Origin of the sequence: Dactylosporangium sp. NPDC051541, assembly GCF_044454505.1 — a bacterium.
Classification (GTDB): Bacteria; Actinomycetota; Actinomycetes; order Mycobacteriales; family Micromonosporaceae; genus Dactylosporangium.
Map to the genome: position 1 here is coordinate 182,387 of NZ_JBITDU010000015.1, position 24,015 is coordinate 206,401.

At 72.4% G+C, this 24,015-nt stretch carries 15 protein-coding genes; 3 read left to right on the top strand and 12 right to left on the bottom strand.

From position 1 onward, the window contains the following. Positions 1-187: 187 nt before the first annotated feature. From eno to ACIA8L_RS44910, 3 genes are all read right to left on the bottom strand, one after another. Positions 188-1,465, bottom strand: a complete 1,278-nt coding sequence (eno, locus tag ACIA8L_RS44900) for a phosphopyruvate hydratase (RefSeq protein ID WP_395914590.1) — start codon at positions 1,463-1,465, stop codon at positions 188-190. Between the two features lie 207 nt (positions 1,466-1,672). Next, positions 1,673-3,289 (bottom strand): DUF885 domain-containing protein, encoded by a 1,617-nt coding sequence (locus tag ACIA8L_RS44905; RefSeq protein WP_395914592.1) that lies wholly within the window; start codon positions 3,287-3,289, stop codon positions 1,673-1,675. Between the two features lie 690 nt (positions 3,290-3,979). Beyond that, positions 3,980-5,350: a PLP-dependent aminotransferase family protein gene (locus ACIA8L_RS44910; RefSeq protein WP_395914593.1), complete on the bottom strand. Its 1,371-nt coding sequence runs from the start codon at positions 5,348-5,350 to the stop codon at positions 3,980-3,982. Positions 5,351-5,422: 72 nt separating this feature from the next. Between ACIA8L_RS44910 and ACIA8L_RS44915 the strand changes: the two genes are divergently transcribed. Together ACIA8L_RS44915 and ACIA8L_RS44920 are read left to right on the top strand one after the other, a co-directional pair. Further along, positions 5,423-6,403: a DMT family transporter gene (locus ACIA8L_RS44915; RefSeq protein WP_395914595.1), complete on the top strand. Its 981-nt coding sequence runs from the start codon at positions 5,423-5,425 to the stop codon at positions 6,401-6,403. After that, complete coding sequence (locus ACIA8L_RS44920) at positions 6,289-7,074, top strand: patatin-like phospholipase family protein (RefSeq protein WP_395914597.1); 786 nt, start codon at positions 6,289-6,291, stop codon at positions 7,072-7,074. Before ACIA8L_RS44915 ends, ACIA8L_RS44920 begins: the two co-directional genes overlap by 115 nt. Here the strand turns inward: ACIA8L_RS44920 and ACIA8L_RS44925 are convergent. From ACIA8L_RS44925 to ppc, 9 genes are all read right to left on the bottom strand, one after another. After that, positions 7,066-8,121: a glycosyl hydrolase gene (locus tag ACIA8L_RS44925; protein ID WP_395914599.1), complete on the bottom strand. Its 1,056-nt coding sequence runs from the start codon at positions 8,119-8,121 to the stop codon at positions 7,066-7,068. The two genes, ACIA8L_RS44920 and ACIA8L_RS44925, sit on opposite strands and share 9 nt — an antisense overlap. A 9-nt stretch (positions 8,122-8,130) precedes the next feature. Continuing rightward, on the bottom strand, positions 8,131-8,877 hold the full coding sequence (locus tag ACIA8L_RS44930; protein WP_395914601.1) for a methyltransferase domain-containing protein: 747 nt from the start codon (positions 8,875-8,877) through the stop codon (positions 8,131-8,133). Beyond that, entirely contained in the window at positions 8,874-10,355 is a 1,482-nt protein-coding gene (locus ACIA8L_RS44935) for a polysaccharide biosynthesis C-terminal domain-containing protein (RefSeq protein ID WP_395914603.1), read from the bottom strand. The genes ACIA8L_RS44930 and ACIA8L_RS44935 overlap by 4 nt, the downstream gene beginning before the upstream one ends. Then, positions 10,352-11,224 (bottom strand): sulfotransferase domain-containing protein, encoded by an 873-nt coding sequence (locus tag ACIA8L_RS44940; RefSeq protein WP_395914605.1) that lies wholly within the window; start codon positions 11,222-11,224, stop codon positions 10,352-10,354. Before ACIA8L_RS44940 ends, ACIA8L_RS44935 begins: the two co-directional genes overlap by 4 nt. Before the next feature lie 2 nt (positions 11,225-11,226). After that, positions 11,227-12,435, bottom strand: a complete 1,209-nt coding sequence (locus ACIA8L_RS44945) for a hypothetical protein (RefSeq protein WP_395914607.1) — start codon at positions 12,433-12,435, stop codon at positions 11,227-11,229. Continuing rightward, a complete protein-coding gene (locus tag ACIA8L_RS44950; protein ID WP_395914609.1) occupies positions 12,432-13,817 on the bottom strand; it encodes an O-antigen ligase family protein in 1,386 nt (461 codons plus the stop codon). The genes ACIA8L_RS44945 and ACIA8L_RS44950 overlap by 4 nt, the downstream gene beginning before the upstream one ends. Continuing rightward, positions 13,814-15,628 (bottom strand): Wzz/FepE/Etk N-terminal domain-containing protein, encoded by a 1,815-nt coding sequence (locus ACIA8L_RS44955; protein WP_395914610.1) that lies wholly within the window; start codon positions 15,626-15,628, stop codon positions 13,814-13,816. The genes ACIA8L_RS44950 and ACIA8L_RS44955 overlap by 4 nt, the downstream gene beginning before the upstream one ends. Before the next feature lie 99 nt (positions 15,629-15,727). Next, a complete protein-coding gene (cysC, locus tag ACIA8L_RS44960) occupies positions 15,728-17,242 on the bottom strand; it encodes an adenylyl-sulfate kinase (RefSeq protein WP_395914612.1) in 1,515 nt (504 codons plus the stop codon). Positions 17,243-17,299: 57 nt separating this feature from the next. Continuing rightward, complete coding sequence (ppc, locus tag ACIA8L_RS44965) at positions 17,300-20,134, bottom strand: phosphoenolpyruvate carboxylase (protein ID WP_395914614.1); 2,835 nt, start codon at positions 20,132-20,134, stop codon at positions 17,300-17,302. 260 nt (positions 20,135-20,394) lie between these two features. On the opposite strand from ppc, the gene mfd reads away from it, so the two are divergent. Beyond that, complete coding sequence (mfd, locus tag ACIA8L_RS44970) at positions 20,395-23,979, top strand: transcription-repair coupling factor (protein WP_395914616.1); 3,585 nt, start codon at positions 20,395-20,397, stop codon at positions 23,977-23,979. The last annotated feature ends 36 nt before the right edge of the window (positions 23,980-24,015 follow it).

Below are 24,015 nucleotides of genomic sequence, written 5' to 3' on the forward strand. Positions count from 1 at the left end.
CCGTCTACGAGGCTGCACTTATCCCTCCCCTGTTCTTCGCGGTCGCTTCGCTCCCTCCCCAGCCGGGAGCTCCGCCCACCCACACCCCGGCCACACTTTGGCCGCGGTCGGTGAGCAAGGAGCCGGGAGCTCGTGCGGCGCGGCCCTCACAGACCGCACCGCACGCACTTCACGAAACCAAGAACGGTTAACGGTAGCGCGGGAAGGCGCCGCGGCCGGCGTAGCGCGCCGCGTCGTCGAGCTCGTCCTCGATGCGGAGCAGCTGGTTGTACTTGGCCACGCGCTCGGAGCGGGCCGGCGCGCCGGTCTTGATCTGGCCGGTGCCCAGGGCCACGGCGAGGTCGGCGATGGTGGTGTCCTCGGTCTCACCGGAGCGGTGCGACATCATCGTGCGGAAGCCGGCGCGGTGCGCGAGGTCGACGGCGTCGAGGGTCTCGGTCAGCGAGCCGATCTGGTTGACCTTCACCAGGACCGCGTTGGCCGTGTCGGTGGCGATGCCGCGGGCGATGCGCTGCGGGTTGGTGACGAACAGGTCGTCGCCGACGATCTGGATGCGCGAGCCGAGGGCCTCGGTCATGGCCTTCCAGCCGTCCCAGTCCTCCTCGTTGAGCGGGTCCTCGATGGAGACGATCGGGTAGGCGTCCACGAGCGACGTGTAGTAGGCGATCATCTCGGCGGAGGACTTGGTGCCGCCCTCGAAGGCGTAGGCGCCGTCCTTGTGGAACTCGGTCGCGGCCACGTCGAGCGCGAGCACGATGTCGCTGCCGAGCGAGTAGCCGGCCTTCTCGACGGCCTCGGCGATCAGGTCGAGCGCGGCCGCGTTGGTGGGCAGGCTGGGGGCGAAGCCGCCCTCGTCGCCCAGGCCGGTGGCCAGGCCCTTCTTCTTCAGCACCGACTTGAGGGTGTGGTAGACCTCGGCACCGGTGCGCAGCGCCTCGCGGAACGTCGGGGCGCCGACCGGCGCGATCATGAACTCCTGGATGTCGACGTTGGAGTCCGCGTGGGCCCCGCCGTTGAGGATGTTCATCATCGGGACGGGCAGCAGGTGCGCGTTGGGGCCGCCGAGGTACTTGAACAGGCTCAGGCCGGACGAGTCGGCGGCGGCCCGGGCCACGGCCAGCGACACGCCGAGGATGGCGTTGGCGCCGAGCTCGGACTTCTCCGGCGTGCCGTCGAGGTCGAGCATGGCCTGGTCGACGAGGCGCTGCTCGGTGGCGTCGAACCCGCGGACGGCTTCGGCGATGCGCTCGTTGACGTTCTCGACGGCCTTCTCGACGCCCTTGCCCAGGTAGCGCTTGGTGTCGCCGTCGCGCAGCTCGTTGGCCTCGAACGCGCCGGTGGAGGCGCCCGAGGGGACCGCCGCCCGGGCCAGCGTCCCGTCGTCGAGAACGACCTCGACCTCGACCGTCGGGTTGCCCCGCGAGTCCAGGATCTCCCGCGCGCCGATTGCTTCGATAGTGGCCACTGTCGTGTCACTCCTTGCAGAAAATTTTGTGGTCGGCCGCCACGGTGCGGCACGGACAGTATTTCGCGCTCCCGTTGGTCGCTCCCCAGCGGGGGGCTCCGCCCACCGGCGCCCCCTTGCACACTCTGATCGCCGTTTGCGCGCCGGGAGCCGGCTGCGGGGCTGGTCGCGGCCTGCGCCGGGCGCGCCGGGGAGCGTCCGCGCGAGTCAGTCGAGTCCCAGCAGCGTGCGCAGGTGACGCGGGGGCGGCGAGCCGTGCGCGAGCATGCGGTCGTGCCAGTCGCGCAGCGTGACGCCGGCCGGCCGGGCGTCGGCGATCTCGCGGATCTCGGTGTAGCCCACGAAGTACGTCGAGAGCTGGGTCGAGCTGAGCAGGGCCCGCCGCCACTTCCCGGCCGCCTCCCCGTCCTCCTGGAAGCCGCGGTCCATCATCAGGGCCATCGCCTCGGCCTCGGTCATGCCGTCGCAGTGCACCCGCTGGTCGATGATCGCGTTGATGCTCATCCGCAGCTGCATCTTGAGCTGCTGCAGGCGCACCGGCAGCCCGCCGAAGCCGCGGCCGGCCATGAACTCCTCGGCGTAGACGGCCCAGCCCTCGACGAACGGCCCGCTCCAGCCGATGGCCCGGGCCCGGGTCCGGCCGCGGAACCGCCGGGCGTGGGCCAGCTGCAGGTAGTGCCCGGGCGTGGCCTCGTGGACGGTGAGGTCGCGCAGCATGTGGCTGTTGTACTCGCGGAAGAACGAGTCAACCCGCTCCGGCGACCAGTCGGAGGGGGTCGGCGAGATGCAGAAGAACGTCGGCAGCTCGGCCGGCTCCAGCAGCCCCGGCGGGTCGCAGTAGGCCACGGCGACGCCCCGCGCGAACTCCGGCATCTCCATGATGACGAGCGGGTCGTCGATGAGGGTGATGAGGTCGTGCTCGCGCGCGAACGCGGTCGCCTCGTCGAGCGACACCTTGGCCAGCTCGACGATCGTGTCGTTGTCGGGCCCGTCGGCGGCCGCCTGGGCCAGCGCCGCCCGCACGGTGTCGTCGGTCTCCGGCCCGCCGGTCAGCTCGGCCGCGACCGCGCGCAGCTCGGCGCTCACCCGCTCCAGGTTGGCCTCGGCCCGCTCCAGGACCGTGGCCGCGCCGAGCTCGGTGTCAAGCGTGTGCCAGAGCCGCGCCTCCCACAGCCGCCGCCCCAGCCGCGGGTCGCGGGTCGACGTCTCGAGCCGCCCCCGCAGCCATTCCGCGAACGCGTCCAGCTCGGCCGCGGCCCGCTCCTGCACCGGCGCGATCGCCTCGGCCAGGGCGGGCGCCTCCTTGAAGAGCTCGCCCAGCTCCTCGCGCACGAGCCTGGCCGTACCCCCAAACTGGCCTATCGCCGTTTCGACGTGGACTCTCGGGGAGTCGCCCAACACCTCCCGCGCGGTGGCGAGAGCGTCCGGAATCGCACTCAGCCGGGCCGCGATCGACAGCAGCCGGTCCTCGGCCGGCGCGAAGGGCCGCGAGATCAGCCCGTGCAGCAGCCCGCCCGGGTTGTGCACGAGCGGGTTCCATTCGTGCTCGCGGATCTCGGTGCGCTCGAACAGCATCCGCTCCACCCGCGCCAGCAGCACCGCGTGGTCGACCTGGTCCTGCGGCTCGAGCTCGTCGGTGTCGATCTGCGTCAGCGCCGCGGCCGCGTCCCGCAGCATGTCGACGTCACCGGCCACCCCCTCGGCGGAGTAGTCGGGCAGCCGCGTGTCGAACCGGTGATCCCCGGCGCCGGCCGCCAGCGCGGGCGCACACTCGAGCAACGCATCGGCGATGTGCTCGGCGAGTGGAACGAATTGCTGGGACATGCCCCCGACGGTAGCCGCTCCCCCACCCGCCCACGCCCCCGCCGTGACCCCACCTCGATCCTGCCGGCCCGGTCTCGGGCGTCGCGTACTTACCCCGTCACCATGATCACTCAGCTGCCCCGTCACCTCGGCCGGGTGGAGCGACTCCTGGCGTGTCCGTCAAAGGAAAGGCCGCCCAGACCGGCAACAACTCCACGTCGAAAAGCCTTGACCGGGCGGTTCACCCGATACCGGGCCTGTGCAGACAAGGACTTGTTCGACTCGACCGACGACTTCACCTGACGGCTGCACCATAGACGAAAATGCAGAGCCGCCAAATTTCCCCGCAATGCACGCGGCGTTACGACGAGTTCGAGCCGCTGCCGCAGCTGAGCCCTCGTTGACTGCTCGCACATGATGAGAAGCCCACCGATACGCCGACGCAGGCGATTCGTCAGTCATCGGGCACCACACGTCGAGCCGAGCAGCGTGGCCGGCTCGACCGCGACCACCTCGATCATGGCGGTCCGCGCCAAGTGGCAATCGAGGCCGTCGAGCCGGGACGCCGAAAGAGTCGCAACTTGGGTGAACAATCAAAAGACATATACACGCGGCCGCGCGCATTCAGCGACTTGGGGCCTAATCGATAATCGGAAGTGCGGCTCTTTCTTCGGTGGATACGGCGCTCGAAATGCCTACGGGCAAAGGCGGTCAGAGCAGCGTGGCGAGCTTGCGGACGGCGGTGGCGAGTTCGTGGGGGGTGTGGGCCGCGTAGCCGAGGACCAGGCCGCAGGGGCCGCCCCGGCGGATTCGTAGCGAGGACAGGGCCAGCGGGCCCAGGCCGGCCTCCGTGGCGCGGCCGGCCAGGGCCAGGTCGTCCACGCCGGGTGGGAGTTCTACGACCAGGTGGAGGCCGGCGGCTATGCCGGTGATGCGGGCGCGGGGGAGGTGGCGGCGGACGGCGGCTACTACGGCGTCCCGGCGTTCGCGGTGGAGGCGGCGGGCCCGGCGCAGGTGGCGGTCGTAGCCGCCGCTGGACAGGAACTCCGCGAACGCCAGTTGCTGCAGGGCGGGGCCGCCGTTGTCGGCGTCGTGTTTGGCGTCGCACAGGTCCGCCAGCCAGTCCGGTGGGGCCGTCAGCCAGCCCAGGCGCAGGCCCGGGGCCAGGACCTTGCTGACCGAGCCGACCAGGGCCACGTGGTCGGGGGCCAGGCCCTGCAGGCAGGCGACGGGTTCGCGGTCGTAGCGGTACTCGGCGTCGTAGTCGTCCTCGACGACCAGGGCGTCGGCGCGGCGGGCCCAGGTGATGAGTTCGGCGCGGCGGGACGGGGCCAGGACCACGCCGGTCGGGAACTGGTGGGCGGGGGTGAGCACGGCCGCGCGGACCCTCGTGCGGGCCAGCGCGGCCACATCGAGGCCGTCGGCGTCGACCGGGACCGGGACCACGTCCAGGCCCAGGCGGGTCAGGTGGTCGCGCAGGGCGGCCGGGCCGGGGTCCTCCAGGGCGATCCGGCGGGTGCCTCGGGCCAGCAGGACCCGGCCCAGCAGGGCCAGGCCCTGGGTCACGCCGGCGGTGACGATGAGGCCGTCGGGCGGGATCAGGGCGGCGCGGACGCGGCCCAGGTAGCTCGCGAGTTCGGCGCGCAGGCGGGGCACGCCGGTCGCGTCGCCGTAGTCGAAGTCGGCGTCCAGGGCGCTGGTCAGGGCCGTCTCGTAGGCCCGGCGCCAGGCCGTGCGGGGGAAGGCGCCCAGGTCCGGGACGCCCGGGCGGAGGGGGGCCACGGCGGTGCGGCGTTCCACCACGTCGCCGCGCTGCCTGGGGGCGGGCGTGGTCACGGCGGCCACGACGGTGCCCGAGCCGCGGCGGCTGACCAGGCGGCCCTCGGCCGCCAGCTGCTCGTAGGCGCCGACGACCAGGCCGCGGGAGACGCCCAGGTCGGCGGCGAGGTCGCGGGTCGAGGGCAGGCGGGTGCCGGGCGCCAGGCGGCCCCGCCTGATCGCCTCCCTGAGCGCCCCGACCAGCTGCTCCCCCACCCTGGGGCGGGTGCGGTCGAGCTCGACCAGCGCCTCCCACACCGACACGGAAGTGGCCCCCTAAAAGCCGGACTCGGTGGCACTGTAGCGGGTACCACTGGCGCTCGTAAGGTCTCGCTCATGACCCGGCGCCACACCGCGTACTGCGTGCTGACCTGCGCGATCCTCGGCGGCTCGTTCGTCGTCAGCCGCTCGACCGTCGCCTATCCGATCCTCACCGGCCAGGCGATTCGCTACGCGCTGGCCGCCCTCGTCCTCTTCGCGCTGGTGCGCCGGGAGCCGGTGAAGATTCACCCTTCCGGGGGCGAAATCACCAGGCTCGTCCTGGTCGCGGCGACCGGACTTGTCGCATTCAACGTGCTGCTCCTGTACGCCCTCAAGCACGCCGAACCGCCCGTCATCGCCACCATCGTCGGCGTCAGCCCGCTGCTCCTGGCCCTCCTCGGACCACTGCAGGAGGGCCGCCGTCCGGCGCTGCGCCTGCTCGGCGCGGCCGCCGTCGTCGTCGCGGGGGCCGCGCTGGTCTCCGGGTTCGGGCAGCACGACACCGCCGGGCTCGTCGCCGCGGCCGGGGTGCTGCTGTGCGAGGCCGCCTTCTCGCTGCTCGCCGCGCCGCTGCTGCCGCGCCTCGGGCCGGTGCGCGTCTCGGCGTGGAGCACGGCACTGGCAGTACCACTGCTGCTTGTGCTGTTGCCCTTCTCGGCCGAACGGCCGCGCCGGCCGGACCCGTCGGAGGCGGCCGCGATCGCGTTTCTCGGGCTGATTCTGACCGTTGTCGCGTTCGTGTGCTGGTACACGGGGGTGGCCGGGCTGGGCGTCGACCGGGCCGGCGTGTTCGTGGCCCTGGTGCCGGTGTTCACGCTGATCACGGCCGCGATCGTGGACCGCGCCCTCCCGGGGCCGATGAAGATCGTTGGTGTGCTCCTCGTGGGTGCCGGGTTCGTGTTGGCCGCAGTCGGTTCAGATAAGCGTGTTAAGCAAGATGGATGGAACGCACCGCGCTCGTCCTCGGCGCCGGCGGCATCACCGGTGTCGCCTGGCAACTCGGCATCCTCGTCGGCCTGCACGACCGGGGCCTCGACCTCGGCCGGGCCGACCTGATCCTCGGCACCTCGGCCGGGGCCATGACCGGCGCCCTCGTCGCCGCGTTCGGCGACCCGCGCACCGCCGCCGCCATCGAAGCCCCGCTCGGGCCCGGCGACCCGCCGCTCGACGCCGACTGGAGCCTCGGCCCGGTCGCGTTCGGGCTGCTGCAGGACCAGTCCCTGGACCCGGCCGACATGCGCCGGCGGATCGGTGCGATCGCCCTGCGGGCGGCGGTCGGGCCACCGGAGCCCTGGCTGGCCGCGTTCGGCCGCCGGCTGCCGATCGAGGGCTGGCCGGAGCGGCTCACGGTGACGGCGACCAACTGTGAGACCGGTGAGCCAGTCGTGTGGAACGCCGATTCGGGGGTACCGCTCGTGCCCGCGGTGACCGCGAGCTGTGCCGTGCCGTGCATCTTCCCGCCGATCCCGGTCAACGGCGCGAAGTACATGGACGGCGGGCTGCGGTCGCGGACCAACGCGGACCTGGCCGCCGGCTACGACACGGTGTTTGTCCTGGCCCCGCGGATGCCGCTGCTGCAGCGCGACTCCCTCGACCCGCGGTTCACCGTCATCGAGCCGGACGCGGCCGCCACCGAGGCGATCGGCGGCAACGTGTTCGACGGCGGCCGCTGGGCCCCGACCCTGGCCGCGGCCGAGCGCCAGGGCCGGGAGCTGGCCCTACTTTGAGGCCTTGGCCGCCATCGGCCGGTAGTAGGCGTCCTGGGCCAGCGACGTACGGAAGGCGTCCAGCGCACCGGGGTCGTCGGCGAGCATGTACTGGTTCGTCGGGCCCTTGTTGTCGGTCGGGTCGGACTCGAAGTAGAGCACCGCGCGGATCTGCGGGTTCACCTTGAACGTGGTCGAGGCGGCCCGCAGCCACGCGGCCCGCTGCGCCGTCCCCCAGCTGCGGGCGATGCCGAACTCGCCGATCATCACCGGCTTGCTCGGGTGCTTGGCGCAGAATTCGAGGAACGGGCGCATCAGGGCGCCGATCTCGCCGTACTTGGTGCCCGCGTAGACGTCGACGCAAGTCCAGTCGACCTGGTCGTCGCCGGGGTAGAAGTCGGCCGCGTAGCCGCCCTGGAAGCCCTCGGCCGTCGGGCACCACACCCAGGAGGCGTTGGTCGCGCCCTCCTGGTTGAAGATGGCGCGCACATACTTCCAGGCCGCCACGTAGTCCGCGCCCGACCACATCTGGGCGCGCAGGTTGGGGCGGTCCATCTCCCAGCGGTATCGCAGCAGCACCGGATGCCCGAACGCCTTGAGCTCCTTCGCCCGCTGGCGGATCAGGTCGTCGTAGCGGCCCATCGTGATCAGCCGGGTGTCGCCGCCGGCCCACGACAGCATCATCGTGCTGCCGCGGGCCGTGAACGCGCGATCGGAGTCGTTGATGAAGTTCTCGTCGAAGCGGCGGTAGGTGTTGACGATCGCCATCTTCCGCCCGAGCTCTTTTTCGTAGGCGGTCATCGCGGCCACCCGGCCCGGCTCGGTCAGATGGTCGGGCCGCACCCACGCGCCCAGATAGGAGCCCTGCTTCGGCGGGCCGACCGGACCGGCCAGGAAGGGCCCCTCCGACGTCGCGATGGCCGGCGGCCCCGTCTCCTCCACTGTGGACGACGGGGCGGCCGACGGCGGGCGTTCAGGCTGCCCGCGCCGCAACACGATCAGGGTCACCGTCGCGGCGACCGCGACGATCACGGCCACCACGACACCGGTCAGGACGATCCGTCTCACAGGACACTCCTACTTGGGAATTCTCCTTGCTACATAGAGAACGTCCGTTGCCACCCCGGAGAGACGGCGTGAGCGCGTGGCGAGATCGTCGGCCCGGCGGGCCATCGGGCGCAGCCACTCGCGGCGGTAGGCACCGGCCGGGAACACCGCGAAGCCGCGGCGGTCGATGACCTCGAAGCCGTGCCGGGCCAGCAGCTGCTCGACCTCGGCGTGCTGCAGCTCGGCGAACCAGGTGTTGCCGCGGTGCCGGCGGTGGCGCAGGTGCCGCAGCGACGAGCGGTTGCCGTGGTTCTCCACCACCAGCAGCCCCGAGTCGGCCTCCGGCAGCAGCCGGGCCGCGAACGCGATCGCCCGGTCGCGCACGTCCTTCGGCGCGTTGAGCAGCAGCCGGAACACCGTCACCAGCGCCGGCCCGTCCGTGGTGGCCGGCTCCGGCACCGGACCGTCCTCGGACACCTGGTGCAGCTTCGCGTAGACGCCCGCCTCCCGGGCCTTGGCGAGCATCTGCTCCGAGGAGTCGTACCCGTGCGCGGCCCGCACCACGCCGTGCAGCAGCTTGATGGCCCGCCCGGTGCCGCAGGCGAAGTCGTGCTGGATGGGCCGCCGGGCCGTGAACTCCCGCCGCACCAGCCGGCGCAGGAACGCCCGCTGCCGCCCGCTCACCGCCGTCGCGTACGTCTCCGGCGCGTACACCACCTGCTCGTACTTCTCGACCGCCGCCTCCGACTGGAAGACCTCCGCGTAGTCCGTTCTCATCGTCCTCGCCCCCCTTGCATCAGTACTGTTCTCAAGCGCACCGCCGCGTAGCAATACGCGACGACGCCCGCCCCCGTGGCGGCAAATTTCAAGCCGATTCCTGGGTGTACTGCCCACAGCACCAGCTGCGGGACGGCGAAGCACACGGTCGCCATGGCGGCGGCGACCAGCGTGGCCCGGCCGAAGGGGTGCAGTCCCAGCCCGCGCACCACCTGCACGAGCGGGACGAGGTTGTTCACGAGCACCGCGGCCGCGAGGCCGACGGCCGCGCCGAACGCGCCGCTGCGGGGGATGAGCAGCGCGTCGACGCCGAGCATGACGAGCAGGGCGAGGCCGACGTTGGCCAGGTTCCACCAGGTCCGCCCGGCCATGGCCAGGACCACGTCGACCATGCCGCACGCGGTGGCCACGAGCATCGCGGCCGCGAGGACGCGCACGACCCCGACGCCGTTCTCGTAGTGCTCGCCGAAGAGGCTCAGGTACAGCGGGGCGTAGGTGAACACGAGGATGTACAGCGGCCAGCAGCACAGGACGACCCACGCCGTCGCCTGCCGGTAGAGCAGGTTGGCGCCTTCGGTGTCCTTGACCGCGAGGCGCTCGGCCAGCCGCGGCTGCACCGATTGGGAGACGCCCTGGTTGACGAACTGGCCGAGGATGACGAACCGGCCGGCGACCGCGTACATGGCGGCGGGGACGAGGCCGGCGAGCGCGGCGACCATGAGCACGTCGACGCGCTGCAACGCCATCTGCGCGAAACTGGCGATCGCTCTCGGGGTGGTGAAGTACCAGAAGCGCTTCGGTGTGAAATCGGATGTGTCCGATATGTCGGTCTTGAGGGTACGGCGGAGCCGTTGGAGCGAGTAGCCGGCGAGCAGCGCGGTCGGGATGTACGGCAGGGCCCACAGCGCGGCGAACAGCTGCTCACCCCCGCCCGCGGCCCAGACCAGCACCAGCAGCACGAGCTGCGCGGCCGGGCGCATCACCCGGTCCAGCAGCACCGTCGGGCGCATGGCCCGCAGCCCGCGGGTGGTGGACAGCAGCACGTCGGTGAACGCGGCCGCGGGCAGGAACAGCGCGAGCGCCCGCACCAGGTCCGGGCGCCCGGGCAGCAGGTCGGCCGCGAACCACAGCCCGGCCGTGATGCACAGCGCGGCCACCGCGACCGGGGCCATCGCGATGCGCAGGCACTCGCCGAACCGGGACAGGTCGCCGACCGCGCGCATCCGGGCCGGCCAGTAGACCAGCGACGTCTGCACGCCGAGCTTGGCCACCGTCACCCCGAGGCCGAACGTGGCCGTGGCGGCGAAGAACGCGCCGGCCGCGTGCGGGTCGAGAGCCCGCGCGGCCAGCCACGTGACCCCGACCCCGGCCAGCCCGGTGCAGGCGGTGCCGGCCAGGTTGGCGATCCCGCCGCGGGCCGCACCGCGGAGCATCCCGCCGGGCGACTCGACGGCGGGCCGGTCGAGCGTCGACGTCACCGCTGCATCCAGGACGGTTTGTGCCCGAGGAAGGTGGCCAGCCGCTCGTCGTAGGGCTCGTAGTGCGCGGCCAGCTGCTGGGCGATCGAGTCATCGAGGCGGTTGCGGGGCCGGGCGTTGTGCCGGTCGAACAGCGGGTAGGAGTTCACGTGCGGCAGGCCCAGGAACTCCACGACGGCGTCGTAGACCGGCTCCGGCCGCTCGAAGAACTCGCTGCTGTCGATGACGTGGATGCGGTCCCGGCCGAGCAGCTTGGCCATCGGCTCGATGTACTCGATGTACTCGCCGCGGGCCCGGTAGGCGTGGTGCTGGTGCGGGAAGCTGTAGGCGAACGGGTCGGCGATCAGCTTGTCGCGCTGGCCGTCGAGGCGCTCCCGCTCCAGCTCCAGGGCCTTGGCGAAGTCGACCTCGGGCTCGAAGCCGCGGGCGACCTCGTGGGCGTGCTGGGAGTAGGCCCGCTCGACCGGGTCGCGCACGAGCACGACGAGGCGGACGCCGGGCAGGTCGGCGGCGATCCGGGCCAAGGCGTGCGGGTGATACATGTAGTACGGGCTCGACTCGAACGTCTGCGCGGGCACGCCGAACTCCGCCCGGACCCGTTCGGCCCGGCGCTGCAGGGGGAAGTGGCCGCGGTACCAGCGAAGGCCGTGGTGGTATCCGACGTCGAAGTAGTGCACTCCCTTGTGCAGCACCGCCTTGATGACCGCGGGGTGCGCGGCCAGGGCCCGGTAGAGGGAGGTCGTGCCGCACCGCTGGCCGCCGCAGATGAGGAACTGCGGCAGCATCCGGCGGCTGGCCGTCAGCTGGCCGTAGTTGCGGGATCCGAAGTGGACGATGCGCTTCATCGTCTCGGGTACCTGCACGGGCATGGTTACAGCGCCTCCACTCGCGCGACGAGGACGGGCAGCAGCCAGCTGCCGAGCACACCCAGCCGGGCGCCGGCCTCCGCCTGCCGGTCGGTGACGTACCGGGTGGCCAGGTCGATGAGGTACAGCAGGGCGGTCACCTCGACCGCCTGCCGACCGGCCACCCCGAAGGGCAGCAGCAGGTCGGGCGCGGCCGCGACGAGCTCGTTGACGGCGTCGCCGGCCGACGGGGCGCGGGCGATGCCCAGCTGCAGCGCGTGGTGCAGCCCGTCGTAGCCGATCGGGACGCCGGGGGTGAACCGCTCCCAGTCCCAGACCAGCACCGAGCCGGCGACACCGGCCATGTTCCACGGCGACCAGTCCCCGTGCCAGGAGCCGAACCGCAGCTCGACGTCGCCGGCGGCGCGCACGATGCGCTCCGCGGCCGCGCGCAGGGCGGCCCCTTCGGCGTGGGCGGCGACCGCGTCGAGGCGGGCGCGCAGCCGGTTCCAGTAGCCGCTGCCGTCGAGGCGTCCCTGGCTGGTACCGCAGCAGCGCGCGACCTCCAGCATGGCGGCCGCCAGTTTCGAGGCCGGCAGCGTCACCCGCGGCTGCCACACCGGCAGCGCGGACTGTACGAGGACCTCGTGCTCGCCCCACGACCCGGCGTGCAGCACGGCCGGCACCTGGACCTGGGTCAGCCCGGCGGCACCGACGGTGGCCAGGGCGCTCGCCTCGGCCCGGACCAGCTCCCGGGTCAGTGCCGACGTGCCCAGCTTCGCGAAGGCGAGCGTCCGCCCGGAGTGGTCGAGCAGCTGCAGTACCGGCTTGCGGTTGGCCCGCGCCGGTCCGATGTGGACACTGAGCCGCAGCCCGGCCCCGAGGTGGCGGCTCAGATAGGCGTCGATGCTGTCGGCACCGGGCCGGACCGTCAGCCGGTCCCGCAGCAACATCCCGGACACGCCGGTGCGCAGCGCGGCCACGACGGCGTCCCGCTTCAGCCGGGCCAGCCGCGACTGCGGCTCCGCGTAGCGTCGCACGGCCGCCGCGGCGACCCGGCGATCGTCGGCCGGCACCAGCAGCCGGGGCTTGCGCGCGTTGGGGATCACCAGGTACTCGGTGGACGTGGGTCCGGAGCCCGGGTAGAGCACGCCGAGGACTTCCTCGATGTAGACGGCGCGCAGTTCTTCGTCGTTCGCCCGCAGTGCGGCCGGCGCGGTCTTGATCGGACTCATGGCTGGCTGAAACCCCTCTGCTGGTTGCGCCACAGGACGGCATACGCCAGGAACGTCAGGGCCAGGGGGGTGACCAGGCTGTTGTACCAGAGCATGGCCGCGAAGCTGGACACGAGCGCGGCCCCGCCGGCCAGGCCGATCGGGCTGGCGTCGCGCCGGAACCGCCACAGCGCGGCCAGGAAGAAGCCGAGGTAGGACAGGGTGCCGAGCAGGCCGTGCGCGTAGAGCAGCTGCCACAGCTGGCCGTTGCCGCCGATGGTGAAGTTGCCGCACCGCTCGCAGTCGGCGCTCTCCCCCACCGCGATGGAGTTGCGCCCGCCGATGGTGCTGCGGGTCGAGCCGAAGCCGATCAGGGGCGACTCCTGCATCCCGGTGACGGCCTTCTGCGTGGTGTACATCCGCACGCCGTTGGACTTGCCGTTGTCGACGCGGGCGTTCACGACGTCGCCGAGCGGGGTCACGGCCAGGGCCACGGCCAGCCCGACGGCGACGACCGCGACCAGGCCGAGCGCCGCGACCCGGCCCCGCAGCGCGAGCCGGACGGCGACGTAGACGGCCATCACGCCGAGGCCGATCCACAGGCCGCGGTTGAGCGAGTAGACGATCGGGACGACGGAGACGAGCAGCGTCGCGGCCGCGAACACCTTGGTGCGCCGGTTGCGGGCCAGCCAGAAGCCGGCCACCGCGAGCCACCCGGCCAGGAGGCAGACGTTGTTGCCCCAGGTGTTGGTGTACCCCCACGGCGCGCCCGGCCGCGGCGTCTCCCCGCCGAGCAGGTTCATGATCTGCGCCGCGGTCGGGTGGACCAGCGACTGCACGAACCCGTCGTGGCGGACGTGGTTGGGCAGCAGCAGCTCGAACGGCGCCGTGAACTCGAAGCGCGGCGCGGCCATGCCGAGCACGCCACCGGCGACGGTGACCACGAACAGCCAGCCCAGCAGCCGCACCAGGCGCTCCTGGGTCAGGGCCCGGCGCTCCAGGTTGCCGGCGTAGACCAGCAGCACGGTCAGGGCCGCGTAGCCGCCGAGGCGGAACGCGTAGGACACGAACCGGCTCTGCCACGTACCGGGGACCGTGCCGGCCGGGTCGGCGCCCAGCGTGAACAGCCCGAACGCGACCGTGGCCAGGAACAGCAGCCACAGCATGAAGGCCGGCGGCAGCTTCACCACGTGCCCGGCCGCGCGGTGGCGGATCAGGGACCACAGCATAGGCACCGCGGCGAGGAAGAAGATGAGGACGCCGAGGCCCAGGGCCCACCACAGCGGGTACAGCAGCAGGAGCCCGGTGACGGGCCAGGCGTTGAGCCGGTGGACCCGGCGGCGGATCGAGGGTGCTGTGCCGAGTGCCGGCTCGGCGGAGGGGTGGCTGGTCAGGATCGTCATCGGCGCTTGTCGGCGCCGTTCTCGCTTGGCGCGTCGGCCGAGATGCGGGTGACCGAGATGGTGGCGCGGGCCGGGCGACTCGGCGGCGGCACGCTCTTGGCCTTGTTGGCGGCCGGCGTCTGGGGGGTGGTGCGGATGCGCTTGGGCTCGTCTTCCTTCTCCGGCTCCTTGGCCGGGATCTTCTCCAGGACGGTGGTCATGTCGTCGGCCATGATCGGCGCGGCCGGGGTCTCCTCACGCTCGTCGGAGGAGCGGGGGGAGGCCAGCTTGGGCAGGACCACGGCGCCGAGCAGCGGGGTGCCGACCCGGCGGAGCTGGTCGGCGGCGTCGCCGATCTCGGTGTTGCGGGTCCGCCGCAGCTCGACCGCGACGATCGCGGCGTCGGCGAGGGCGGCCAGGCTCTGGGCGTCGGCGCTGGTGGCCGTCGACGGCGCCTCGACCACCACGTAGGCGGCCCGCTCCCGCAGCGTGGCCAGGGTGTCGCGGAGGGCCTGCGACTGCAGCAGCCCGCCGGCGCTGGCGGTGCCGCCGGTGGTGACGACGCTGAGGTTCGGGTGGCGGGGGGCCCGCTGGGTGGCGCTGCTGAGCGAGAAGCGGCCGGCCAGGACGTCGGAGAGGCCGGGGACGGCGCGGACGCCGAGCATCCGGTTGACGGAGGCGGTGTCGACCATGCTGTCGGGGAGGTGGGCGCAGACGAGCACGGTCTCGGCGCCGGTGCGGGCGAACGCGGCCGCGAGGTTGGCCGCGACCACGGTCGAGGCGGCACCGCGGCTGGCTCCGGCGACGACCACGACCTGGCCCGCGAGCGCGACCCGGGCGTCACCGCCGGCCGGGGCCGGGATGCTGGCCAGGACCTCGTTGCGCAGCCGGTTGAAGATCCGGCCGCCGGCTCCGAACGGCGCGAACACGTCGTCGAGGCGCGGCTTGACCCGGCTCGGCACCGCCGCGAGCACGCCCATGTCGACCCGGCGGGGCAGGTCGGAGGGGCGGCGGATGCGCTGGTCGAGCCGCTCGCGGAGCATGGCCGCGCCGACGCCGAGCAGCAGGCCGACCATGCCGCCGCTGGCCAGGTTGAGCAGCCGGTTGGGCTTGACCGGGGAGCCCGGCAGGTCGGCGTCCCGGGTGATCTTGCCCGCGCTGACCGTCGTGGTGAGCAGCTGGTTGAGCTGGCCCGCCAGGGTGTTGATCTGCGCGGTGGCGGTGCTGCGCTGGCTCTCCAGGTTGGGCCGGTTGGGGTCGGTCTGCTTGAGCGCGGCCAGCCTGGTGTTGATCTGGGTCAGCCCGGTGTTGAGCTGGTTGATCTTGTCGTTGAGGATCGCGATGCGCCCGGCCACGTCGGCCTTCGCCGACTCCTCGCGGTTGCGCAGGTAGGCCTCGGCGAACGCGTGCGAGCCGGCCTGGGCCTGCTCGGCAGTGCTGGCCGAGAACGTGATGACCAGGAAAGTTGTGTTCGGCGGCACCTCCACCCGCACGCTGGCGGCGAGGGTGTCCGGCGGGACGGTCGAGCGCATGAGGGCCGCGGCGTCGGTGGCGACGGTGGTGCTGGCGACGAGCTGGGCCTCGTTGTCGAGGTTGATGTCGCCCTTGGTGCGCCCGGAGGTCGAGTTCGCGTCCTGCCCGTTGCCGATCGGCGAGACGAGCACGGACGTGGAGGACTCGTAGACCTTGGTCTGCAGGCCGGTGAACTGCATGGCGCCGGCCAGCCCGACCAGGACGAGCACCAGCACCAGCCACCAGTGGCGCCGGGCCATGCCGAGCAGATCGACGCCGGAGGAGTCGGGTTCGGCGTTGTGCAGGCGGTTGGCGTCCATTGAGCGGCGGCCCCTTCGGCGTCAGGTTCTCCAGGCCTTAACGCCGCGACCGCGGTGTTCGTAATGGGCGATTTGTTCGGGTCACTCTTCAGTCAGGTTTTACGGTATGGGCCGCGGGTCCAGCCAGCCGTTGCTGCCGAGGTATCGAAGCACCGTCGTGACCGCCTCACCCTGGGACAGATCGGTGGTGTCGATGGCGAGCTCCGCGTCCAGCGGCTCCTCGTACGGGTCATCGATGCCCGTCATGCCCTTGATGATCCCGGCCCGGGCCTTCGCATACAGGCCCTTGCGGTCGCGGCGCTCGCACTCCTCCAGCGGCGTCGACACGTGCACCAGCACGAACCCGGCCCCGGCGTTGCGCGCGAACTGGCGGGCGGCCGCGCGGGCGTCGCGGTAGGGGGCGATCGGGCAGCAGATGGCCACACCGCCGTGCCGGGCCGCCTCGGCGGCGACCCAGCCGATCCGGCGCACGTTGGTGTCGCGGTCCTCGGCGGAGAAGCCGAGCCCGGCCGAGAGGTGGCGGCGGACGATGTCACCGTCGAGCAGCGTGATGGTGCGCTCGCCGGTCTCCAGCAGGACGTCGGCCAGGCCGGTCGCCATCGTCGACTTGCCGCTGCCGGACAGGCCGGTGAAGAACACCACCAGGCCGCGCTGACGCCGGGGCGGCCGGGCCCGGGTCAGCTCCCGGGCGACCGCCGGCGGCGTGTGCCACTCCGGCAGGATCGTGCCCCGGTCCAGGTGGTCGTCGATCTCGGCGAAGGTCAGCGGCAGGCGCCGGTGGCGGGGCGGGATATCGTCCAGGGAACGCCACTGCCCGTCCCGGCCGTCATAAGCCAATTCCCGTGGTACCAGCACACGCAGGCCGCCGCCGGAGAGCATGGACTCGCTGGAGGCCAGCAGGTGCGTGACCCCGTAGGCGGCGGCGACCCGGGTGCGCAGCATCGCGTCGCGGATGTCGTCACCGTCGTGGTGCGGCAGCGGCAGGGCCACGATCGTCGAGGCCGGCATCCGGTCGCGGGCCGCGAGGACGCACCGGACCAGCGCCTCCGGGGCCAGCCCGTCGGGGCCGGGGCCGTCGACGGGGACGAGCACGACCAGGTGGGCGGCGAGGGTCCGGGCGGCCCGCGCGATCTGGGCCAGCTGCGGCCGGTGCAGGGGCCGGTCGGCGATGACCCCGAGGATCCGCCCCGGCGGCAGCGAGCCGCGGACCTCGGCCGGGCCCCGGCGCATCCGCCGGAACGCGCCGTGGCCCCCGTCACCGAGGCGGCGGACCCGGCCGGCCACACCGACCGTGGTCTTGCGGGCCGGGTAGATCTCGGTCGTCTCCAGGGCCGCGACCGGCGCACCCTCGAGATCGGCCAGGATCAGCACCCGCCGGCCCGGGTCGGTGACGTCGAGCTGCTCCGCGACGGGGCGGGGCAGCTCCAGCGTCACCGGGACCGGCCAGGCCGTCCCGTCGGCGAGCCGGCCGGTGCGGCGCAGCGCGATCAGGTCGGCCGAGCCGAGGAAGCCGGTCAAGGGCGCGTAGGCCCCCGAGACCAGCAGCTCCAGGTCGGCCAGCTCAGACGGCTTCGGGGTGTAAGTAGGAGCGTCGCGCAGCACGTCATCCGGCAATGCCCAATTTTCTGGGCTCAACCCCTCTACAGACACCCCGCAAGACTGCCATAGGCCTCAGCCGGTGTTGCGCATGCCCGCCGCGATCCCGTTGATCGTCGTCAGCAGCGCCCGCTCCAGGGCCGGGTCCGGCGACGAGCGGCGGCCCGTCGGCCAGTTGCCGCTGTCGGCCGACTTGCTGGCCCGGTACTGGTCCAGGAGCGTCACCTGCAGGTGGTGCAGCGGCTGCAGGTAGCTGTCGCGGACCCCGAGGGTGCGCTGCAGGACCGGCTGGCGGTCGAGCAGCTCCGCCTCCCCGGTGATCGCGAGGACCTCGGCGACGGTGCGCTCGTACTCCTCGCGGATCACATCGAAGATCGGCCGCAGCGGCTCCGGCACCAGCGTGCCGACATACCGGCCGGCGATCTCCAGGTCCGTCTTCTGCAGCATCATCTCCACGTTCGACAGGAACGTGGCGAAGAAGTGCCACTTGTCGTGCATCTCCTTGAGCACGTCGCCCAGGCCGGCCTCGCGGGCCGCCTTGAGGCCGCTGCCGACACCGAACCAGCCCGGCACGATCTGCCGCGACTGCGTCCAGCCGAACACCCACGGAATCGCCCGCAGCCCGGACAGGCCCGCGTCGGCGTTGGGGCGCTTGGCCGGCCGCGAGCCGATGTTGAGCGCGCCCAGCAGCTCGGTGGGGGTGGCCGCCCAGAAGTACGCCGGCAGATCCGGGTTCTCGACCAGGGCCCGGTAGTTGTGGAACGCCGCCGTCGACACCGTCTCCATTGCCGCGTCCCAGCGGGCCAGGGCCTCGGCGGGCTGGCGGGGCTCGGTGTGCAGCAGCGCGCTCTGCAGGACCGCGGCCAGGGTCAGCTCGAGGTTCTCCCGGGCCAGGGCCGGCAGCGTGTACTTGTCGGAGATGACCTCACCCTGCTCGGTCACCTTGATCGCGCCGTCGAGCGTGCCCCACGGCTGGGCCAGGATCGCCTCGTGGGTCGGGCCGCCGCCGCGGCCGACGGTGCCGCCGCGGCCGTGGAAGAGCCGCAGCCGCACCCCGTGCCGGGCCGCGACGTCACGCAGCTGGCGCTGGGCCTTGTGGATCATCCACTGCGAGGTCGTGATGCCGGCGTCCTTGTTGGAGTCGGAGTAGCCGAGCATCACTTCCTGGACGTCGCCGCGGGCGCGCACGATCGCGCGGTACACCGGGATGGAAAGCAGCTCGTCGAGCATCTCCCCGGCCATCTCCAGCTCCCGGGCCTGCTCGAGCAGGGGCGCGAACCCGATCCGGGCCCGGGCCGACTCGATCGCGGCGCCGCCGAAGCCGGCACCGGCGCTCACCTCGACCAGGCCCCACTCGCGGGCCAGGACCACGGCCGCGAGGACGTCGTCGATGCCCGTGGTCATGGAGATGATGTAGGTCTCCACGACCTCCGGCCCGAAGCGCTCCTGCACCTCACGGATGGCGGCGAACACGTCGAACGTCTTGCGGGCCGTGTCCGTCAGCCCGGTGTCGCGGGTCGCGAGCGGGCGGCGGCCGTTGAGCTCGTCGGTGAGCAGCTGCAGGCGGGCATCGCGGGTCAGCGCCGGGTAGTCGACCTCGCCGACCCGCTTGTAGAGCTGGGCCAGCACGTCGTGGTGGGCGTCGGCGTGCTCCCGCACGTCGAGCGTCGCCAACTGCAGGCCGAACGCCGACAGCGTGCGGATCGCCGAGGCCAGCTTGCCGGTCGCGGCCAGCTGACCGCCGTTGCGGGCCAGCGACGCGCGCATCAGCTCCAGGTCAGCGATCAGCTCACCCGTGCCGAGGTAGTCCCGGCCCGGCTTGTGCGGGGTGCCGGTGGCCAGGCGGGACCGGGTGTGTGCGAGCTTCAGGCGGATGCAGCGCAGCTTGAGGCGGTAGGACTCCTCCAGGTTGACCCGGCGGTAGCGGGCCGGCAGCTCCGGGAGATTGTCGAGGTCGGCCGCGAGGCTCGCGGACAGGTCCAGCGAGACGCCGCGGAGCCGCTTCGACACCGAGACCTCGTCGATCAGGGTGTCGATCACGCCCTCGGCCATCCGGATGCCGTACTCGTGCTGGATCAGCAGCACGTCGCGGGTCACGGCCGGGGTGACGAACGGGTTGCCGTCGCGGTCGCCGCCGATCCACGAGCCGAACGTGAGCGGCCGCGCGGTCGGCGGCAGCTGGACCCCGAGGTCGCGCAGCGTCTCGTAGAGGTCGTCGAGGACCTGCGGGGCCGCGCCCTCGGCCAGGTCGGCCAGGTAGTAGACGGCGTTGCGGGCCTCGTCGCTGGGCTCCGGGCGCTCCAGGCGCAGCTCGTCGGTCTGCCACAGCAGGTCGAGCAGCTCGGCCAGGCGCCGGTCGGTGCGGGCGGTGCGGGTCTTGTCCGGCTCCAGCGAGCCGTCCAGCGCGGTCGCCAGGGCCTCGGCGTCGAGCTCGTCACCGACGGCCCGCAGCTTCGTGAGGACCGAGCGGCGGGAGGCCTCCGTCGGGTGCGCGGTGAACACCGGGCGGACCGCCAGCTTCGAGGCGATCGAGCCGATCTCGCGCACGCCCACGCCGCGGTCGGCGATCAGCTTCGCGGCCCGCTCCAGCCAGCCGCCCTCACGGACCCGGATGCGGCGCAGCTCACGGGCCCGGTGCACCTGCTCGGTGATGTTGGCCAGGTGGAAGTAGGTCGAGAAGGCCCGGGCCAGCTGGGTGCCGGTGACGACGTCGAGGCCGTGCAGGCGCTCGGCGGCCGCCTCGGGATCGGTGCGGACCATCGCGCGGACCTCTTCGACGAGGTCCAGCAGCTGCTGGCCGTCCTGGCGGACGAGGCTCTGGCCGAGCAGCGAGCCCAGGCGGCGGATGTCGGCCCGCAGGGCCGCGTCGGCGGCGTCCGTGCGCGACTGTTCGAGGGCGTCGGCAGACACTTGTCCCCTCCAAGGTGTTCGGCTCGGCTGGGGGACGGCGCTGTCCGGATTTTCGCTATTTTTATCCCTGTCGTACCCGGGCATCGTATCGGCTCCGTCTTCCCGCCGTGTCGCTCCGGTGAGCCACATCTCGGTTTCTTGTGGTGTTTGGCCGGTCGCGTTTTTGTCATACCCTCCGGCTAGTCTTGAGTCTGCATCGACCACCCCCGCCTGTTCTGGGCGCTGGGGCTGTTTGCCGTGCAGATTGGGCGCAAATCACCATGAAGCTCGCAGGACTCGCCACCGCCGCGCTCGCCGACCCCGCCCTCACCCGGGCCCGGGATCTGGCCCGGGCCGGCCACAGTGACCAGGTCGACCTGACCGGGCCGCCGGCCGTGCGCGCGTTCGTCGCCGCGACCATCGCCGCCGAGCGGCCCCTGCTGGCCGTGACCGCGACCGGCCGCGAGGCCGAGGACCTGGCCGCGGCCCTCGCGTGCCTGCTGGAGCCGGAGTCCGTCGCGGTCTACCCGTCGTGGGAGACGCTCCCCCACGAGCGGCTCTCCCCGCGCTCCGACACCGTCGGGCGGCGGCTCTCGGTGCTGCGCCGCCTGGCCCACCCGACCGCCGACGCGCCCCGGCCCCGGGTCGTCGTCGCCCCGGTCCGCTCGGTGCTCCAGCCGCAGCTCAAGGGCCTCGGCGACCTGGAGCCGATCGAGCTGCAACCCGGCGGGTCGGCCGACCTCGACGCGCTCACGGCCCGGCTGGCCGAGCTCGCCTACGCCCGGGTCGACCTGGTCACCAAGCGCGGCGAGTTCGCCGTCCGCGGCGGCATCCTCGACGTCTTCCCGCCGACCGAGGAGCACCCGCTGCGGGTCGAGTTCTGGGGCGACGAGGTCGAGGAGATCCGCTCCTTCGCCGTCGCCGACCAGCGCACGATCGAGAAGGTCGAGCGGCTGTGGGCCCCGCCGTGCCGGGAGCTGCTGCTCACCGACCAGGTCCGGGAGCGGGCCGCGGCCCTGTCCACCGACCACCCGCAGCTGGCCGAGATGCTCGACAAGCTCGCCGGCGGCATCCCGGTCGAAGGCATGGAGTCCCTGGCCCCGGCCCTGCTCGGCGGCACCGACTCGCTCGAGCTGGTCCTGCACTGCATGCCGGCGGGCACGCACGTGCTGCTCTGCGACCCGGAGCGGATCCGCACCCGGGCCCACGACCTGGTCCGCACCAGCGACGAGTTCCTGGAGGCCAGCTGGGCCGCGGCCGCGGTCGGCGGCAAGGCCCCGATCGACCTCGGCGCGGCGGCGTTCCGCCACCTGGGCGACGTCCGGACGGCCGCGGCTTCCCTGGGCCAGCCGTGGTGGTCGCTGAGCCCGTTCTCCGCGACTCCCGACTCGGCTTCCCCCGACGAGCCCTGGCGCCTCGGCGAAGATCCTGTCGTTGCCGTCTCGGATGACGCTGTGGCCATATCGCTGTCGGCCCAGGCCGTGCCGCTTTACCACGGCGAGACAGCCCGGGTGGTCGACGACCTCAAGCGGCTGACCGGGGACGGGTGGCGGGTCGCGCTGGTCTTCGAGGGCACCGGGCCGGCCCAGCGCGCGGCCGAGGTGCTGCGCGGCGCCGACCTCGGGGTCTCACTGGTCGACTCGATCGCTTCGACGCCCCCGACCGGCGCGATCACCATCACCACCGGGTCGCTCGAGCTCGGGTTCCTCGACGAAGGCGCCCGGCTCGCGGTCATCACCGGCACCGACATCTCCGGCGGCCGGGGCGCGTCCACCAAGGACATGCGCAAGATGCCCAGCCGGCGGCGCAACCAGATCGACCCGCTCGAGCTGCGGGCCGGCGACTACGTCGTGCACGAGCAGCATGGCATCGGCCGTTACGTGGAAATGGTCCAGCGCACGGTGAACGGGGCCGACCGGGAGTACCTCGTCCTGGAATACGCCGCCACCAAGCGCGGCCAGCCCGGCGACCGGCTCTTCGTCCCCACCGACCAGCTCGACCAGCTGTCCCGCTACGTCGGCGGCGAGGCGCCCACCCTGCACAAGATGGGCGGCTCCGAGTGGCAGAAGGCCAAGTCGCGGGCCCGCAAGGCGGTGCGGGAGATCGCCGCGCAGCTGATTCAGCTGTATGCGGTACGACAAAATTCGCAGGGTCATGCTTTTGGTCCTGACACCCCGTGGCAGCGGGAGCTCGAGGACGCGTTCCCCTATCAGGAGACCCCCGACCAGCTCGCCGCGATCGAAGAGGTCAAGGGCGACATGGAGAAGTCGGTCCCGATGGACCGGCTGATCTGCGGCGACGTCGGCTACGGCAAGACCGAGATCGCCGTGCGGGCCGCGTTCAAGGCGGTGCAGGACGGCAAGCAGGTCGCCGTGCTGGTGCCGACCACCCTGCTGGCCCAGCAGCACTTCAACACGTTCTCCGAGCGGGTCTCGCAGTTCCCGGTCGAGGTCCGGCAGCTGTCGCGGTTCCAGACGCCGACCGAGACCAAGCTGACCATGGAGAAGGTCACCGACGGCACCGTCGACATCGTCATCGGCACCCACCGGCTCCTGCAGACCGCGACCCGGTTCAAGCAGCTCGGCCTGGTGATCGTCGACGAGGAGCAGCGCTTCGGCGTGGAGCACAAGGAGTTCCTCAAGCAGCTGCGGGCCTCCGTCGACGTGCTCACCATGTCCGCGACCCCGATCCCGCGGACCCTGGAGATGGCGATCACCGGCATCCGCGAGATGTCCACGATCGCCACCCCGCCCGAGGAGCGCCACCCCGTCCTCACGTTCGTCGGCGCCCAGGACGACAAGCAGGTCTCCGCGGCCATCCACCGCGAGCTGCTCCGCGACGGCCAGGTCTTCTACCTGCACAACCGCGTCGAGTCGATCGAGCGGGCGGCCCGCCGGCTGCGGGAGCTGGTGCCCGAGGCCCGCATCGCCGTCGCGCACGGCCAGATGTCCGAGGAGGCCCTCGAGAAGATCATGGTGGGGTTCTGGGAGAAGGAGTACGACGTCCTCGTCTGCACCACGATCGTGGAGAGCGGCATCGACATCCCCAACGCCAACACCCTGATCGTCGAGCGGGCCGACCTGCTCGGCCTGGCCCAGCTGCACCAGATCCGGGGCCGGGTCGGCCGGGGCCGCGAGCGCGCCTACGCCTACTTCCTCTACCCGCCGGACAAGCCGCTGACCGAGCACGCCCACGAGCGGCTGGCCACGATCGCCCAGCACACCGAGCTCGGCGCGGGCATGTATGTGGCGATGAAAGACCTCGAGATCCGCGGCGCCGGCAACCTGCTCGGCGGCGAGCAGTCCGGCCACATCGAGGGCGTCGGCTTCGACCTCTACGTGCGCATGGTCGGCGAGGCGGTCGCGCAGTTCAAGGGCGAGCGGCCCGAGGAGGAAGAGCCCGACGTCAAGATCGACCTGCCGGTCGACGCCCACCTCCCGCTGGAGTACATCGGAGCCGAGCGCCTCCGCCTGGAGATCTACCGCAAGATCGCCGGGGCCAAGGACGACGCCGCGCTGGACGAGATCGTGGCCGAGATGAAGGACCGCTACGGCGAGCCGCCGGAGCCGGTCGCCAACCTCCTGGCCGTGGCCCGGTTCCGCTTCCTGGCCCGCGCCTACGGCCTGACCGACGTGTCGCTGCAGGGCAAGCACGTCCGCTTCGGCCCGCTGCCGCTGCCCGACTCGAAACAGATGCGCCTGAAGCGGCTCTACCCGGAGTCGGTGTACAAGGCCGCGGCCGACACGGTCTCGCTCCCCCGCCCGTCGACCCGCCGGGTCGGCGGCGAGCCGATGCGCGACACGCAGCTGCTGCAGTGGGCGGCCGAGTTGCTCAAAACCGTTCTGGGTGACCCGGTCGCGGCGTGACAGCATCCCGGGCGACGGCCGTGAGAGGGTGGGGCA

Bases quoted from the DNA above. Each gene is read 5' to 3' on its own strand.
- ACIA8L_RS44905 (WP_395914592.1), bottom strand. From the start codon at position 3,289: ATGTCCCAGCAATTCGTTCCACTCGCCGAGCACATCGCCGATGCGTTG.
- ACIA8L_RS44915 (WP_395914595.1), top strand. From the start codon at position 5,423: ATGACCCGGCGCCACACCGCGTACTGCGTGCTGACCTGCGCGATCCTC.
- ACIA8L_RS44920 (WP_395914597.1), top strand. From the start codon at position 6,289: ATGGAACGCACCGCGCTCGTCCTCGGCGCCGGCGGCATCACCGGTGTC.
- ACIA8L_RS44930 (WP_395914601.1), bottom strand. From the start codon at position 8,877: ATGAGAACGGACTACGCGGAGGTCTTCCAGTCGGAGGCGGCGGTCGAG.
- ACIA8L_RS44940 (WP_395914605.1), bottom strand. From the start codon at position 11,224: ATGCCCGTGCAGGTACCCGAGACGATGAAGCGCATCGTCCACTTCGGA.
- ACIA8L_RS44945 (WP_395914607.1), bottom strand. From the start codon at position 12,435: ATGAGTCCGATCAAGACCGCGCCGGCCGCACTGCGGGCGAACGACGAA.
- ACIA8L_RS44950 (WP_395914609.1), bottom strand. From the start codon at position 13,817: ATGACGATCCTGACCAGCCACCCCTCCGCCGAGCCGGCACTCGGCACA.
- ACIA8L_RS44955 (WP_395914610.1), bottom strand. From the start codon at position 15,628: ATGGACGCCAACCGCCTGCACAACGCCGAACCCGACTCCTCCGGCGTC.
- mfd (WP_395914616.1), top strand. From the start codon at position 20,395: ATGAAGCTCGCAGGACTCGCCACCGCCGCGCTCGCCGACCCCGCCCTC.